Raw genomic sequence first — 14,977 nt, forward strand, 5'->3', positions numbered from 1 at the left:
GACCTCTGTAGGTTTGCGCCCAATCTCTCTATAATTCCCCCCTCAATTTTCAGCAGCAATACCTCCAGGTCAGCGCTATGCAATTCGAGTCTTCCATTGTCCGCCGCAAGTCGCGCCAGATCATGGTGGGTGATGTGCCCGTCGGCGGCGATGCGCCGATTTCGGTGCAGAGTATGACCAACACTGAAACCTGTGATGTGGCGGCCACTGTGGCGCAGATCCAGCGCCTGGAGCGGGCCGGTGCGGATATCGTACGGGTGTCAGTGCCCAGCATGGACGCCGCTGATGCCTTCGGAGCAATCAGGAAGCAGGTCAGTGTACCGCTGGTCGCGGATATCCATTTCGATTACCGTATTGCCCTGCGGGTAGCTGACCTGGGGGTGGACTGTCTGCGCATCAACCCCGGCAATATTGGTCGTGAAAAACGCATTCGCGCGGTGGTGGACAAGGCCCGCGACCTGAATATCCCCATTCGCATCGGCGTCAATGCGGGCTCCCTGGAAAAAGACCTGCAAAAAAAATATCGCGAACCCACGCCCGATGCGCTGGTGGAGTCTGCCCTGCGCCATGTTGAAATTCTGGACAACCTGGATTTCCAACACTTCAAGGTCAGCGTCAAGGCCTCGGATATCTTTATGGCCACGGCTGCCTACCGCAAACTGGCCCGGCAGATCGAACAGCCGCTGCATCTGGGGATTACCGAAGCCGGCGGTCTGCGCGCGGGCACGGTGAAATCTGCCATCGGTCTCGGTGCCCTGCTGCTCGACGGTATCGGCGATACCCTGCGGGTATCTTTGGCCGCAGACCCTGTGGAAGAGGTCAAGGTGGGCTGGGACCTGCTCAAAAGCCTGCGCCTGCGCACCAAGGGTATCAACTTTATTGCCTGCCCCAGTTGCTCGCGCCAGAATTTTGATGTGGTGAAAACCATGAACGAACTGGAGACGCGCCTGGAGGATGTCACCACTGCATTGGATGTGGCGGTGATCGGCTGTATCGTCAATGGACCCGGCGAAGCGAAGGAGGCGGATATCGGTCTTACCGGCGGCACCCCGAGCCATGCTGTTTATGTCGATGGACAGCCGGATCGAAAATTCAAGAGTGAAACCCTGGTGGATGATCTGGAGCGCCTGATCCGCGACAAGGCTGCGGCCAAGGCCGAGCGAGAGGCGGATATTATCGCCAGATCGCGAGGGACCCTGGTGTCTGCGAAATACTGACAACTATGCGAGATAACAGTAAGGAACGGTATTGAAACAGCTTCGCGCAATACGCGGAATGAACGACCTGCTGCCGGAGCAGTCTCCGGCCTGGCAGTATGTGGAGGCCACACTCAGCGAGCTCTTCGCCCGCTACGGCTACCGGGAAATTCGCACCCCCCATCTGGAGGCCACACAATTGTTCAGCCGCGCCGTGGGTGAGGCCACCGATATTGTTGAGAAGGAAATGTACACCTTCGATGACAAGAGTGGCGATAGCATAACCCTGCGCCCGGAGGGCACCGCGGGCACCGTGCGCGCGGCTATTCAGAACAATCTGTTGGGCCAGGCCCAGCGCCTGTGGTACTTCGGCCCCATGTTTCGCTACGAGCGCCCGCAAAAGGGCCGCCTGCGCCAGTTTCATCAGTTTGGTGTCGAGGTGTTTGGCATCGAAGGGCCGGATATCGATGCGGAAATCCTGATCATGACCGCGCGACTGTGGCGCCAGTTGGGTATCAGCGAGCATGTCTCCCTGCAGCTGAATTCTCTGGGAAATGCCGCCAGCCGCGCGGCCTACCGCGATGCGCTGGTGGGATACCTGAGCGAGCGCCGCGCGCAGCTCGATGAGGACAGCCAGCGCCGCCTGGAGCGTAACCCGCTGCGTATCCTCGACAGTAAAAGTGCACAAACCCAGGAACTGTTGGCAAATGCACCCTGTCTACTGGATTTCCTCGACGAGGAATCCACCGCGCACTTGACCCGGCTGCGTGAACTGCTGGATGCTGCGCAGGTGAGATACGAGATCAACCCGACCCTGGTGCGCGGCCTCGACTATTACGACAAGACCGTGTTCGAATGGGTCACCGGCAGTCTCGGCGCCCAAGGTACCGTCTGCGCCGGCGGCCGTTACGATGGCTTGGTGGAGCAGATGGGCGGCAAAGGCACTCCGGCGGTTGGCTTTGGTCTCGGTGTTGAACGCCTGGTGCTGATGCTGGAAACCCTGGGGGCGTTGCCGAAAACCCTGGTCCAGCAGGTGGACGCCTATCTGGTGGCGGTGGGGGATGTACAATCGGCCGCCCTGGCTGCGGCAGAGCAACTGCGTGACGCGTTGCCCTGGTTGCGCCTGCAGGCCCATTGTGGCGGCGGCAGCTTTAAGAGCCAAATGAAGAAGGCCGATAAAAGTGGTGCCGATTTCGCACTCATTATCGGTGAGAACGAGGCTGTAAATGGTCAGATCACAGTGAAATTTCTGCGCTCCGAGCGGTCGCAACAAACCCTTGCGCCGGCGGATCTGGCGGCCCTGCTACAGAGCTGAAGCAAATGATGGAGGGTGGCGGTGGATTCCGCCCGGAAAGTGAAAAAACAACGGAAAGGCAAATTACGCAATGGCTGAGCATATTACTGAGCAAGAACAAATCGAAACCCTGAAACGCTGGTGGGCGGAGAACGGCAGGGGCATTGTGACCGGTGTGGCCCTGGCTTTGGCCGGTTACTTTGGCTATCAATGGTGGCAGGGCGATCAGCGCGCCAAAGCGGAAGCCGCCTCAGATCTGTACCAGAGTTTTGTGGAGGCCGTCTCCGCCAACAACAACCAGCCGGATAACAAACAGCTGACGACCGCGAAGACGCTCGCCGAGCAATTGAAGAGCGATTTTGGCAGCCGTATTTACGCCAGCCAGGCCTCCCTGCGCCTGGCCGCCATTGCCGCTGACAGCAACAATCTGGAAGCTGCGCAGCAACAGTTGCAATGGGTGTTCGACAACAGCGGTGAGACCGCTTTGCAGTTGCTGGCCAAACGCCGTCTCGCCGCGGTTGTGGCCGCGCGGGGCAATCCGGATGAAGCCCTGGAGCTGGTCGCGGGTACTGTGCCCCCGGCCTTTGCCGCGCTCTATTCCGAAACCCGCGGTGACATTCTGAAGCAGAAGGGGAAAGATGCGAGTGCACATGCTGCCTATGAACAGGCGTTGACCGAGCTGTTGCCGGAGCAGGCTGGCAGTGCCCAACTTCTGCGTCTCAAGGCCGATAGCCTCGCCGCCGCCAGCGGCGATGGGATGCCGCAAGAGGAGTCAAGTGAGCCAACATCGGGGGGAGAGGATTGATGGGATATCTGAAACACTCTGTGCGGCGCGCGGTGATTGCCGCCCTGGCATTTACTCTGGGCGCCTGCGCCTCCAACGATGAGAAGGAAGAGGTAGAGCCGCTCGAGTTGGTGGAAATCACCTCCAGCGTGTCGCTGCGCGAAGTCTGGTCTGCGGATGTGGGCAGCATTGATGTGAAGCGCTACGCCATGCTGCAGCCGAGCCTGTCCGATGACAGGCTAGTGGCTGCCAGCAGCGATGGCGAAGTCACTGCGTTCGAACGCAGCACCGGCACAACGCTTTGGGAAACCGATCTGGATGTGGAACTCAGTGGTGGTGTTGGCGCCGGACTCGGTATCGCCGTGGTGTCGGACTATCGTGGTCGCGCTGTGGCCCTGGATTTGAACAGCGGCAGCGAGCTGTGGAGCTACCAGGTATCCGGCGAGGTTGTGTCCGCACCAGCGGTGGGCTCGGGCGTGGTGGTGCTGCAAACCGTGGACGGCAAACTGGTTGGGCTGGATGCCGGCAGTGGAGAGGAACTCTGGAATTACAATACCAGTCTGCCGGTATTGACCCTGCGCGGTACGGCAGCGCCCGTGATCAGTGGCGGTATGGTCATCGCAGGGCTCGACAACGGCAAACTGATTGCTCTCGATGCCCGCGATGGCATTCCCCGCTGGGAACAGCGCGTTGCCATCCCCCAGGGGTCCGCGGAACTGGAGCGGGTTGTGGATATCGACGGCTCTCCGGTGGTGCGCGGCGATCTGGTCTTCGCGGCCAGTTACCAGGGGCGTGTTGTGGCCCTGTCCAAGGAGGGCGGTCGCGGTCTCTGGGCGCGGGGTGCTTCCACCCACCACGCGGTGGCAGTGGGCGGTGGCCACGTCTTTCTCAGTGGTGCCTCCGGCAGTGTCTACGCCTACAATGTGGGCAATGGTCAGATCGACTGGAGCAACAACGCGCTGTTGCGCCGTGAGCTGAGTGGCCCAGTGTATTTTGAGGATGTTGTGGTTGTCGGGGATCTGGAGGGCTACCTGCACCTGCTGGATCCCGGCACCGGCCAGTTTATCGGCCGGGAGCAGGTGGATGGTGACCCGATACGTATTCCCATGCTGGTGGACAGTGATCTGTTGTTTGTGCTGTCGGACGACGGCAAGCTGGTTGCCCTGCGCCTCACACGGGGTTAGTCCCCTGAAAAATAGTGTCGGCCAAGAGGGGTTCGCCATTGGAGCCGGAGCCTGAAAAAAGCTTGCCGACAAAATGTATTGACATCGCCCGCCCTGTGCGGGCGATTGTATTTATTGGGCCAAAGCCAGAATCTGTATGTTGCCAGTAATCGCCCTGGTCGGGCGCCCCAATGTGGGCAAATCCACACTGTTTAACCGTCTTACAGGGCGTCGCGACGCTCTGGTAGCCAACTACGCAGGGCTCACGCGCGATCGCAAATACGGTGAAGCCGAAATTGACGGACGCAAAGTGCTGCTTGTCGATACCGGTGGTATTAGCGGCGGGGAAGCGGGGATTGATGCGGTGATGGCGGAACAGTCCATGCAGGCCATCGAAGAGGCGGATATTGTGCTCTTCCTGGTGGATAGTCGCGCCGGCCTCACATCGGCGGACGAGATGATTGCCGATCAGCTGCGCGTCCGCTCCAAGCAGACCTTCCTGGTCGCCAACAAGGTTGACGGGGTCAATCCGGATATTGCCCTGGCGCCTTTTTACGAGTTGGGCATTGGTGAAGTGTTTCCCACCACTGCGACCCAGGGTCGCGGTGTGCGCACCCTGATGCAGCGCGTGTTGGGAGACCTGTCTGAGCCACTTGAAGTCGCTCAGACTGAAGAGGCCACCGGCATCAAGATCGCCATCGTCGGGCGCCCCAATGTGGGTAAATCCACCCTGGTGAACCGCCTGTTGGGCGAAGATCGCGTGGTGGTCTACGACCAGCCCGGTACCACCCGCGACAGTATCTATATCAACTATGAACGCGATGAGAACCCCTATACCCTGATTGATACTGCCGGCGTCCGGCGCCGCAAGAATATCAAGGAATCGGTGGAAAAGTTTTCCATTGTCAAAACCCTGCAAGCCGTGGAAGACGCCAATGTGGTGGTGCTGGTGATCGATGCCCGCGAGGGGCTTGTGGATCAGGATATGCACCTGATGGGCGCTGTGATCCAAGCCGGTCGAGCCCTGGTGGTGGCCCTGAACAAGTGGGATGGGTTGGAGACAGACCATCGCGACTATGTCAAGGCGGAACTGGAGCGCCGCCTGCGCTTTGTGGAATTTGCCGATGTACACTTTATTTCGGCCCTGCATGGCACCGGTGTGGGCCACTTGTACAAATCCATTGAGGCCGCTTACCAGAGTGCTACGGACAAACTGTCCACCAATCAGCTAACGCGGATATTGCGCTGGGCGGTCAGCGAACACCAGCCTCCGTTGGTCAATGGCCACCGTATCAAACTGCGCTACGCCCATGCCGGTGGGCAGAACCCCCCGGTGATCGTGGTCCACGGCAACCAGACGGAGCAGGTGCCTGCGCATTATGTACGCTATCTGGAAAAGACTTTCCGCAAGGCCCTGGAGCTGCAGGGGACGCCGGTGAAGGTTGAATTTCGCACTGGTGACAACCCTTATGCCGGCAAAAAAAACAAACTGACTGACCGGCAGAAAGCCAAGAAGAGACGCCTGATGAAGTTTGTGAAAAAGAAAAAATAGATCTGCAGGATACAAGCCGCTGGGTACCACAGCATGTGCGCAGTACTCAAATGGAATGCGGGCATTCTCTGTTGTCACGGCTTCGGGCAATAATACCGGGTAGGAGTACATTAGGGGTTACTATCGTAGCAGGTGATCCCGCGTGAGGCGGGTATCAGGGAAGACTTCACAAGGAGAAAATGATGCTGGAGCTAAAGAACCCCGCGCTGTTGCGCACCGAGTCGTATATCAACGGTCAGTGGATCAATGCGGATTCCGGTGCAACTTTCGATGTCACCGACCCGGCTACTGGCAGGGTGGTGGCCAAAGTCTCCGACCTGGGTGCGGATGAGACCCGCCGTGCGATTGAGGCGGCCTCCGCCGCCTGGCCCGCCTGGCGGGGCACTCCGGTCAAAGAACGGGCAAAAACCCTGCGCCGCTGGTACGACCTGGTGATTGCCAACACGGATGACCTGGCCAGGATTCTTACCGCAGAACAGGGCAAGCCCCTGTCCGAAGCAAAAACGGAAATTGTCTACAGTGCCAACTATATCGAGTGGTTTTCCGAAGAGGCCAAGCGTGCCTACGGGGACGTGATAGCGCCGCCTGCCGGTGATCGCCGTATTGTGGTCATCAAGCAACCTGTGGGGGTCACCTGCTCTATAACGCCGTGGAATTTCCCCAGTGCCATGATTGCCCGCAAGATGGCGCCGGCCCTGGCCGCCGGCTGCCCCTTTATCGCCAAGCCCGCCCAAGAGACACCGCTTTCCGCCCTGGCACTGGCGGTACTGGCGGAGGAAGCTGGCATTCCCGCAGGCATCTTCAATATTGTGACGGGTGAAAATGCACCCGCCATCGGCGCCGAGATGACCTCGAACCCGCTGGTGCGCAAATTCACCTTTACCGGTTCCACTGCGGTAGGCAAGCTGCTGCAGGCCCAGTGTGCGCAAACCATGAAGAAAACCTCGATGGAACTGGGGGGGAATGCGCCGTTTATTGTCTTCGATGATGCGCATTTGGACGAGGCGGTGAAGGGAGCGATTATCTGCAAGTATCGCAATGCCGGTCAAACCTGTGTCTGCGCCAACCGCATTTTGGTGCAAGAGGGCGTTTATGAGGCATTTGCCAGTAAATTTACTGCAGCTGTGAATAACCTTACATTGGGTAACGGTTTTGACGGCCATACCGACCTCGGCCCGATGATTACTGCCAAGGCGATTAAAAAGGTGGAGTCACTGGTGGAGGATGCGCTGCAGAAGGGGGCTCAGACACTGGTCGCCGGTGGCCCCAGTGCCCTGGGCGACAGTTTTTATGCCCCGGTGGTGCTCGGTGATGCAAGCGATCAGATGAAGTTGTTCACAGAAGAAATTTTTGGGCCTGTCGCCCCTCTGTATAGATTCTCCACCGAAGAGGAAGCGGTTCGTATGGCGAACGATACGGAGTTTGGCCTCGCCTCTTACTTCTACTCCCGCGATATTGGCCGTATCTGTCGTGTCGCCGAGGGACTGGAATATGGCATGGTGGGAATCAACGAGGGGGTTATCTCCAATGAGATGGCCCCATTTGGCGGCGTGAAAGAGTCCGGCCAGGGTCGCGAGGGTTCCAAATACGGGATCGGCGATTATCTGGAAATCAAGTATCTCTGTCTCGGTGGTATCGATCAATAAGCGCAACAAGGGGTTTAAAATAACCAGCCTGAAATCTATGCATTGTAATGTCTATGGTTGTTGAGCCCATTGCACGGGTGTATTCCTGTTTCGGTGAAAAGTTTGGTGTTCCCCGGCAGCCCCGCCTCGCCGATGCCAGCCGTGCAAGTATTGAACTGCTGCCGCCGGTCAATGTGGCAGATGCGGTGGCGGGGCTGGAGGCAAACAGCCATATCTGGCTGGTGTTCCAATTCCATCGCGCTGCCGGGCACTGGTCTCCCAAGGTGCGCCCGCCGCGTCTCGGCGGCAACAGGAAACTCGGGGTACTGGCCACCCGTTCCCCCTTTCGCCCCAACAATATCGGTCTTTCGGTAGTGCGCCTGTTGGAAGTGCGCACTTCCCCGAAAGTGGAATTGATCGTCGCCGGCGTCGATCTGGTCGATGGTACGCCTGTGGTGGACATCAAACCCTATATCCCCTATGCCGATGCCGTGGATGAAGCCCAGAGTGCTTTTGCAGATTCTGCACCGGCACTGACGCCGGTTACCATTCCCGAACCTATTCTGGCCCAGGCCCGGGCTTACCGCGATGGGTGGGGAACGGATCTTGCGAGTTTGATTGCACAGGTACTGGCACAGGATCCAAGACCCGCTTACCAAAAATTGGCGCCAGGGCGGGTCTATGGGATGAAATTATGCAATTTCAATTTGTGCTGGCGCTATACCGATCAGGGCATAGAGGTGGTCTCCCTGACCGAATTGTGATCGCTCCTTCAGTGATGAGTGACAGGTGTGCTCAATAGTCAGTGGTGAAGAGAGGGTGAACCCGGCAATCACCTGGTTGATCCCCGGCCTGATTGATGGCCGGGTGAAACCTGGCTACCAGGCTAATTTTCGATGGGGAAAGGGGGCTTTCCTTTCCCCGGTTCTCCTATCCTGCGGAGTACTTCAGTCCCATAACTAGAGACCCAGTACGGCCTTACCCTGGATAAAGGTCACATCGACAGGAATATTCGCTTTCGCAAGGCGGTCCAGGTCAGCTTGCAGTTCCGGGCCAATCACGCCCTGCTCAGCGAGCAGGTTCTTGGCCTGCGCGTAGTCGCCATCCCCCTGAATGGTGAGGATCAGACGGGACAGGTTGGTCATGGCTTGTTGCATTCGCTCGAAGTCCACGTTGTATTGCCCGGTGGTGGCATCGCGGGTAAAGGCACCCTGGTCTCTGAAGAAGTTGAAACGCACCATATTGGCCTTGCCGTGAGCACTGGCGGCACCAAAGCGTACACTGCGGAAGATTCCGGCAAGGAAAGTGACATAGTTGTCCATCAACTCGCCATCCTCGATCTCCCCCTTCTCGTACAGGCGCGTGACCATATATAGCCCGAGAATATCCGCCTTGCCTTCTTCCAGGGCGGAGGAAGTCTCTTTCAGCGCCTGGCGAACATTCTCGCCACCATTCAGGGTCTTTTTGATCCCGAGCCCGTGGGCCACTTCATGGAACATGGTGTTGGCAAAGAAAGCGGGGAAGGTGATGTGTTTGCGTTGATCCGGAGCAATCAGCACATCGCTGATGGGCACCAGGATCTTATCGAATTTGGCGCGCATGGCATTTTTTAACTGCAGGCGGCGGGTGCCCTTGGCCAGTTGCACTTCTTCATCATTGGGTAGATTGATGGCAATGGTCTTGGAGCCGGCATTGCTGTGGCCCGCATAGAACAGCACGTCGTAGGCGTTCAGGTCGGAGTCCGTACCCGGCTTTTCAGACTTGTATTGCGCTTCAACCGGCAGACCCTTCTGCAACTCGGGTAAAAGCGCGGCAAACTTGGCCAGTTTTCCGCTCCAGGCCTTGTCCTTCAACAGGACATAGGATTCGTAGGCGGTGCGGTAGGCAAACAGCTGGTCCTCGTAGTTTTCAATAGGGCCGATCACCACGTCGATCTCGTTTTCCTTCATATCCATCCAGGCCATATCACTGGGACGGAAATTGTCGGTCAGGAGTGCGTCTGCGCGCAGGTTCAGGTAGTGGGCAAACGCCTTGTTCTCGGCTAATGCTGCGGCCTGGCGCAGAATGTCCGCGGCCTTCTTCAGTTCGGCATTGTAGGCATTGTGGTAAGGTATCAGTGCCAGGTTGCCGGTGCTATCGCGACGCACCAGGGAGTAGAGGCCGTCTTTTCCGGGTTGGTTCCAGTCATCAAATTCCTTGCGGGTCATATCTGCCGGATAAAAATTGGCGCCTGATGGTTTTGGCCCGTAACCGACAATAAACGGTTTGTTGCCGTTGAGACGGTCCCAGGGACCGTAGTTAATTTCGGCAAATTTGCGCGCGCGGCCGTCTTCGATATCCGGCAGCAGCACTTCCGCCGGGCCGTAGGATTGCAGCCAGAACAACCGATCCATAACTTGGCTGGCATCAATCAGCAGGCCGATCATTTTGCGCTGGTTGTCCGACAGTCCGCTCAGGTTCGCGGTGAGCTCTACCGGAACATAAATATCGAAACGCTTGTCTGCGTTTTCCACAGTCTGGCCGCTGGAGGGAGTCACAGTCTCCGACTCGACGATCTGCGCTTTAGCTTCGTCCCCGGAGATTTCCTCAGCCTGCTTATCCTTGGAGCAGCCGCCAATAAGTGCCAGTGCCAATAGTGCGGCAGCTATCCTGGTGGACGGAAAGGGAATAGTCATCATCGTTCTGCCTATCATTATCTTTTACCGGCGCCACATTAGTCGGGCTGTGCGAAATTATCAACCGTCAGGAAAGCGGGGCATCTGCCGCCGTTTCTGCCTCGGTGCCACGCTCTTGTTGTTGAATACGCCAAAGGGTCGCGTAATGCCCTGCCAAGGCCAGCAACTGGGAGTGTGAGCCTTGCTCCACGATCCGGCCCTGTTCCATCACCAGGATCTTATCCGCATCCACAATGGTCGACAGGCGGTGCGCGATAACCAAGGTCGTCTGCTCGCGGGCGATTTCCTGTAGTGAGGCAACAATGCTGCGCTCCGAGCGACTGTCCAGCGAAGAGGTCGCTTCATCGAAAATCATAATCGGTGGCTTTTTCAGCAGTGCGCGGGCAATGGCTACCCGCTGCTTCTCTCCGCCGGAGAGTTTTAGGCCCCGCTCCCCCACCAGGGTATCGATCCCCTGGGGCAGTTGTTGCACGAAATCGGACAGGTGCGCGTGGCGGATTGCGTGCATCACCTCTTCATCACCTGCATCAACCCGGCCGTAACGTACATTTTCCTTGATCGACTGGTTAAACAGTACTGCATCCTGGGGTACAACACCGATGATGCGGCGCAGGGATGCCTGGGTGACCTGGCGGATATCCTGGCCATCAACGCGGATACTGCCGGCACCGGGTTCGTAGAAGCGAAACAGCAACTTGGACAGTGTGGACTTGCCAGCACCGCTGGCACCCACAATAGCGACTTTCTGGCGGGGCAGGACCGAGAAACTGATACCCTTGAGGATCTTGCGGTTATCCCTGTAGCCAAACTGGACATCCTCGAAGTCAATACGGCCTCCATTCACTTGCAAAGTTTGGGCATCGGAGATGTCCGCCACGGCCGGTTTCACGGCGAGCAGGGAAAACATTTTTTCGATATTGGCAAGGGCGCCTTTCATTTCCCGATAAACAAAGCCGAGGAAATTCAACGGGATGAAAATCTGCATCATAAAGGCGTTGACCAGCACAAAATCGCCAATACTCATCTGCCCTCTGACCACCCCCGCCGCTGCAAGGACCATAGCGGTGCACATGGCACCGGCGATAATAAAGGCCTGGCCGCTGTTCAATCCGAACAGTGACAGGCGGTTGCTGCGCCGCGCCTGTTCCCACACTGCCAATTCGTGGTCGTAGTGGCCGGACTCGTGCTGCTCGTTGGTGAAGTACTTGACCGTCTCGTAGTTCAGCAGGCTGTCCACCGCCCGGTTACTGGCCTGGGACTCCGCCTGGTTAAGTGCCCGCACAAAGCGCGTTCGCCACTCCGTGGCCACCACCGAAAAGCTGATATAGGCGATCACTGCCGCCAGAACCACAAGGGCGAAAACGCCGCTGTAGTTCCACCACAAGAGCCCCGCCACCATGGTGATTTCCACCAGGGTGGGTACGATATTGAATACCATAAAGCGCATCAGAAAACCGATGCCGCTGTTGCCGCGCTCAATGTCCCGGGACAGGCCCCCGGTGCGCCGGTCCAGGTGGAAATCCAGATCCAGTGTGTGCAGGTGCTGGAAAACCTCCAGTCCCACTCTGCGCTGGGCGCGCTCGGTTACCCTGCCAAAGATGGTATCGCGCAGCTCGCCGAACAGGGTATTGGAAAAGCGTACTGCACCATAGGCCAGGAGCAGTCCCAATGGCAGCGCAACAGCCTGGGCAGTGGCGCCGGCGCTATCCAGGTCATCCACGATGTGTTTGAGGATAAATGGCAGGGTCACTCCCGCGATCTTGGCACCGATAAGGCATAGAAGCGCCAAAACAACCGCCCGGCGGAATTCCAGCAGGTAGGGCACGAGGGTTTTCAAAGCACTCCAGTGTACTTCATCCAATGTGGCGGTGGACTTGGGTCTGGGCATAGCGACTACCAGCAAGCAAAACGTACCCATTATAAATAGACACAGGCTTGTTTTGCGCGCGAATATTATTCGACAGCCTCACACTGGGAATTGCACTTTTGTCCCGACGCTATTTGCGGTATCAGGGGCAATCGCCGCAATCAAGCCCTGGATGTCAGATGTGGTGAGGACGGTGTAGTCGATAACCGCTGTCGGCCGGGCCGCCCGTTTGAGTATGCCCGAGGAACTGCGCAGGAATTGTTTTTTCCGGATACAGATAACAGGAGTGAGCAGCTGCTGAGGTTACTGGTTTGCCTTGTGAATGGGTGGAAGGGGGCATACGGAACAGGCAGCTGCTGTTGGCTTTAGGGGGAAGCTTGGTCCTTGTTAACCAAGTGACTCTGCGCAGTTGCTGCAGTGCATTAATGGTGCAGGTCAAAAACGAAATGGGCAGCCTGTTTATCATGGATACTTAGCAGCCCCGGATAGTTGGCGTGTATCTATTCCAATAAGAGAAAGGGCAACGACTTCCGCCTCGCCTTGGCGTCTATTATTAACCCGGTAACCGGACAGGTTAAGGGCGTCTGGTCACAATACAGACAATAATGAGCGAGGGAAGCGATGAGCCCGGAAGAGCGATACGAGACCATAAAAGGCCTGCAGCCTTTGGAGCTTCTCTATAAAAGGGAGGCTGAAGAGGCTGACAAGGTTTTCCTGCGCCAGATGTACGAGCGTCAGTGGCGGGACTACACCTGGGGCGACGTGATGGCTAGGGCCAGACGGGTAGCGGGCTTCCTGCGCAGCCAATTTAACCCCGGAGATCGGATCGCCCTTCATGCCAAAAACTGCGCTGACTGGGTGATCGTGGATGTGGGCATCATGCTGGCTGAAATGATCAGTGTCCCCCTGTATCCAGGCCAGTCCGCCTCTTCCATGTCCTATGTACTGCAGCACTCGGAATCTAAACTGCTGTTCTGTGGGGCCACGGATAACCGGGAGGCTCTGCTGGCGGTGGTGGATTCCATCCCCACCGTGGCTATACAGCGCTGTGAAATTCACTGCGATCAGGAGCTGGAAACGGTAATCAGCTCTAATGCCTCTTTCGATGAAAACCCAGTATTTGATAAGGATGACGTTTTCACCATTATGTATACCTCTGGGACCACAGGTCATCCGAAGGGCGTGATGCACGCCTGGTCATCGGTGATTTTTGTCGCGCCAAATATGGTCAAAGGGTATGGTTACAATGAGTCGGACCGTTTCTTTTCCTATCTCCCTTTGGCCCACGCGGCAGAGAGAATCCTGATAGAATTTCACAGTTTGTACTCGGGAACACCCGTGTACTTTCCAGAATCTCTGGAAACCTTTCTTGAAGATCTGCAGCACACCCGTCCCACGATGTTTTTTTCAGTCCCCAGATTGTGGGGTAGATTTAAGCAACAGATTGATCAAAAAATTCCACCCACTGTGCAGAGCATTGCATTGCGTATACCCGGCCTTAGTACTTGGCTTAGGAACCGAATACGCAGCAGTCTGGGATTGGATCAGGCGCGACTGTTGGTGACAGGGGCATCGCCAACGTCGGTCGAATTATTGCGCTGGTATCACCGTATGGGGATGAAGCTGGCAGATGGCTACGGTATGACGGAAAACTTTATCTATGGTTGTATTGCGCACAGGGATGAAGACCCTGTGCCGGGCACAGTAGGGAAACCTCAGCACAACTGTGAGTTAAAAATTTCCGCCCAGGGCGAAATACTGTTTAAAAGTGATTCTTTAATGAAGGGATATTATCGGGAGCCCGAGAAAACTGCAGAAGTTATTCGCGATGGCTACTACCATACCGGGGACTCCGGTTTTATTGATGAGAATGGGCTGGTGCATGTTACCGGACGTATTGCCGAATCCTTTAAAACCAGTAAAGGGAAGTTTATCCAACCCAGTTGTCTGGAGGGAGCCTTCGGCAATGAACCGCTTCTGGCACAGTGCTGTGTGCTTGGGCATGGAATGGATCAACCGGTGCTGCTGGCAACTGTATCTGAGTTGGCAGAAACACTTCCGCGAAAAGAAATTAGCGCCCGGCTGCTGCGGCGGCTTGGTGCTGTGAATCAGCGCTTGTCGCACCATGAACGAATTAAACTTGTTTTAATTGGCAAGGAGGAGTGGACGCCGGTAAATGGTTTGCTTACCCCAACGATGAAGATCAGACGCAAAGTGCTGGAAGCGCGTTACCAGCCATTGCTCAAGGCGTTTGCGAACAGCGAGGGAATTATCTGGGAGCCGCTGGGTAGTGCCAGCCAGCAAGAGGGGAGCGCCACATTGGAAGCTGTTGTCACCAATCCTGTAATCAAATAAGTCTTCCATGACCTATTTGATCATTGGGTGAATAATAAACCTGTATAATCAGTGGGTATAGCTGAGGCAGTTATTTGCGCTTCCGTTGCGCCCAACCTGGATACTGTCTGCAGAGCACTCAAAATCATCATTGAATTTGCAACCCTCCATTTTGCAGGCGCCGACACCGGCGGTGCGGGCGCTGCTGGTGTGCTTTGCGTTGGCGAGGAAGGTATCGCAATCGGGGTCTGCACCATTGCCGATTGTGATGGCTCTGGCGTGGCAACCGTCATTGGCATTGTAGGCGCAGTGTGTAACGGCACACTTGCTGACTTCAGGCATATCTGTCGCAATAATCATGGTTTTCTTCTCCTGGTTAGTCAGTTGGAGACTAGTCTAGCCAGATTACAAGTCAACGAAAAACAGTAGTATTTGTGTGGAATTAATCCGGTTAAGCTGGTTCAAAAAAATAGTGCGTCTGACCATG

The 14,977-nt window shown here is 56.7% G+C and carries 11 protein-coding genes; 8 read left to right on the forward strand and 3 right to left on the reverse strand.

The window, feature by feature from the left end:
• Positions 1-77 precede the first annotated feature (77 nt).
• From ispG to tsaA, 7 genes are all read left to right on the forward strand, one after another.
• Entirely contained in the window at positions 78-1,217 is a 1,140-nt protein-coding gene (ispG, locus tag Q1A48_RS07460; protein WP_299942974.1) for a flavodoxin-dependent (E)-4-hydroxy-3-methylbut-2-enyl-diphosphate synthase, read from the forward strand.
• A 31-nt stretch (positions 1,218-1,248) separates the two neighbouring features.
• Positions 1,249-2,511: a histidine--tRNA ligase gene (gene hisS, locus Q1A48_RS07465; RefSeq protein WP_299942976.1), complete on the forward strand. Its 1,263-nt coding sequence runs from the start codon at positions 1,249-1,251 to the stop codon at positions 2,509-2,511.
• 70 nt (positions 2,512-2,581) lie between these two features.
• A complete protein-coding gene (locus Q1A48_RS07470; protein ID WP_299942978.1) occupies positions 2,582-3,295 on the forward strand; it encodes a tetratricopeptide repeat protein in 714 nt (237 codons plus the stop codon).
• Complete coding sequence (gene bamB / locus Q1A48_RS07475) at positions 3,295-4,458, forward strand: outer membrane protein assembly factor BamB (protein ID WP_299942980.1); 1,164 nt, start codon at positions 3,295-3,297, stop codon at positions 4,456-4,458. Before Q1A48_RS07470 ends, bamB begins: the two co-directional genes overlap by 1 nt.
• A gap of 136 nt (positions 4,459-4,594) precedes the next feature.
• The gene (gene der, locus Q1A48_RS07480) at positions 4,595-5,989 is read left to right on the forward strand and encodes a ribosome biogenesis GTPase Der (RefSeq protein ID WP_299942983.1); all 1,395 of its coding nucleotides are present in this window, start codon (positions 4,595-4,597) and stop codon (positions 5,987-5,989) included.
• 182 nt (positions 5,990-6,171) lie between these two features.
• Positions 6,172-7,635 carry an NAD-dependent succinate-semialdehyde dehydrogenase gene (locus Q1A48_RS07485; RefSeq protein ID WP_299942985.1) on the forward strand — a complete coding sequence of 488 codons (1,464 nt, stop codon included), beginning with the start codon at positions 6,172-6,174 and terminating at the stop codon, positions 7,633-7,635.
• Positions 7,636-7,682: 47 nt separating this feature from the next.
• On the forward strand, positions 7,683-8,378 hold the full coding sequence (tsaA, locus tag Q1A48_RS07490; RefSeq protein WP_299942987.1) for a tRNA (N6-threonylcarbamoyladenosine(37)-N6)-methyltransferase TrmO: 696 nt from the start codon (positions 7,683-7,685) through the stop codon (positions 8,376-8,378).
• A gap of 195 nt (positions 8,379-8,573) precedes the next feature.
• Here the strand turns inward: tsaA and Q1A48_RS07495 are convergent, their stop codons facing one another.
• Positions 8,574-10,307 (reverse strand): Zn-dependent hydrolase, encoded by a 1,734-nt coding sequence (locus Q1A48_RS07495; RefSeq protein ID WP_299942989.1) that lies wholly within the window; start codon positions 10,305-10,307, stop codon positions 8,574-8,576.
• A 49-nt stretch (positions 10,308-10,356) separates the two neighbouring features.
• Positions 10,357-12,177: an ABC transporter ATP-binding protein/permease gene (locus Q1A48_RS07500; protein WP_299942991.1), complete on the reverse strand. Its 1,821-nt coding sequence runs from the start codon at positions 12,175-12,177 to the stop codon at positions 10,357-10,359.
• Between the two features lie 600 nt (positions 12,178-12,777).
• Between Q1A48_RS07500 and Q1A48_RS07505 the strand changes: the two genes are divergently transcribed.
• The gene (locus tag Q1A48_RS07505) at positions 12,778-14,511 is read left to right on the forward strand and encodes an AMP-binding protein (RefSeq protein WP_299942995.1); all 1,734 of its coding nucleotides are present in this window, start codon (positions 12,778-12,780) and stop codon (positions 14,509-14,511) included.
• Positions 14,512-14,559: 48 nt separating this feature from the next.
• On the opposite strand, the gene Q1A48_RS07510 is transcribed toward Q1A48_RS07505, so the two are convergent.
• On the reverse strand, positions 14,560-14,850 hold the full coding sequence (locus Q1A48_RS07510) for a DUF1540 domain-containing protein (protein ID WP_299942998.1): 291 nt from the start codon (positions 14,848-14,850) through the stop codon (positions 14,560-14,562).
• Between the last annotated feature and the right edge of the window lie 127 nt (positions 14,851-14,977).

Origin of the sequence: uncultured Microbulbifer sp., assembly GCF_947489355.1 — a bacterium.
In the GTDB taxonomy this organism is placed as follows: domain Bacteria; phylum Pseudomonadota; class Gammaproteobacteria; order Pseudomonadales; family Cellvibrionaceae; genus Microbulbifer.

Excerpts from the sequence above, each read along its gene's own strand:
- tsaA (WP_299942987.1), top strand. The coding sequence starts at position 7,683 with ATGTCTATGGTTGTTGAGCCCATTGCACGGGTGTATTCCTGTTTCGGT.
- Q1A48_RS07495 (WP_299942989.1), bottom strand. The coding sequence starts at position 10,307 with ATGATAGGCAGAACGATGATGACTATTCCCTTTCCGTCCACCAGGATA.
- Q1A48_RS07510 (WP_299942998.1), bottom strand. The coding sequence starts at position 14,850 with ATGATTATTGCGACAGATATGCCTGAAGTCAGCAAGTGTGCCGTTACA.
- Q1A48_RS07505 (WP_299942995.1), top strand. The coding sequence starts at position 12,778 with ATGAGCCCGGAAGAGCGATACGAGACCATAAAAGGCCTGCAGCCTTTG.
- Q1A48_RS07470 (WP_299942978.1), top strand. The coding sequence starts at position 2,582 with ATGGCTGAGCATATTACTGAGCAAGAACAAATCGAAACCCTGAAACGC.
- bamB (WP_299942980.1), top strand. The coding sequence starts at position 3,295 with ATGGGATATCTGAAACACTCTGTGCGGCGCGCGGTGATTGCCGCCCTG.
- ispG (WP_299942974.1), top strand. The coding sequence starts at position 78 with ATGCAATTCGAGTCTTCCATTGTCCGCCGCAAGTCGCGCCAGATCATG.
- Q1A48_RS07500 (WP_299942991.1), bottom strand. The coding sequence starts at position 12,177 with ATGCCCAGACCCAAGTCCACCGCCACATTGGATGAAGTACACTGGAGT.
- Q1A48_RS07485 (WP_299942985.1), top strand. The coding sequence starts at position 6,172 with ATGCTGGAGCTAAAGAACCCCGCGCTGTTGCGCACCGAGTCGTATATC.
- der (WP_299942983.1), top strand. The coding sequence starts at position 4,595 with ATGTTGCCAGTAATCGCCCTGGTCGGGCGCCCCAATGTGGGCAAATCC.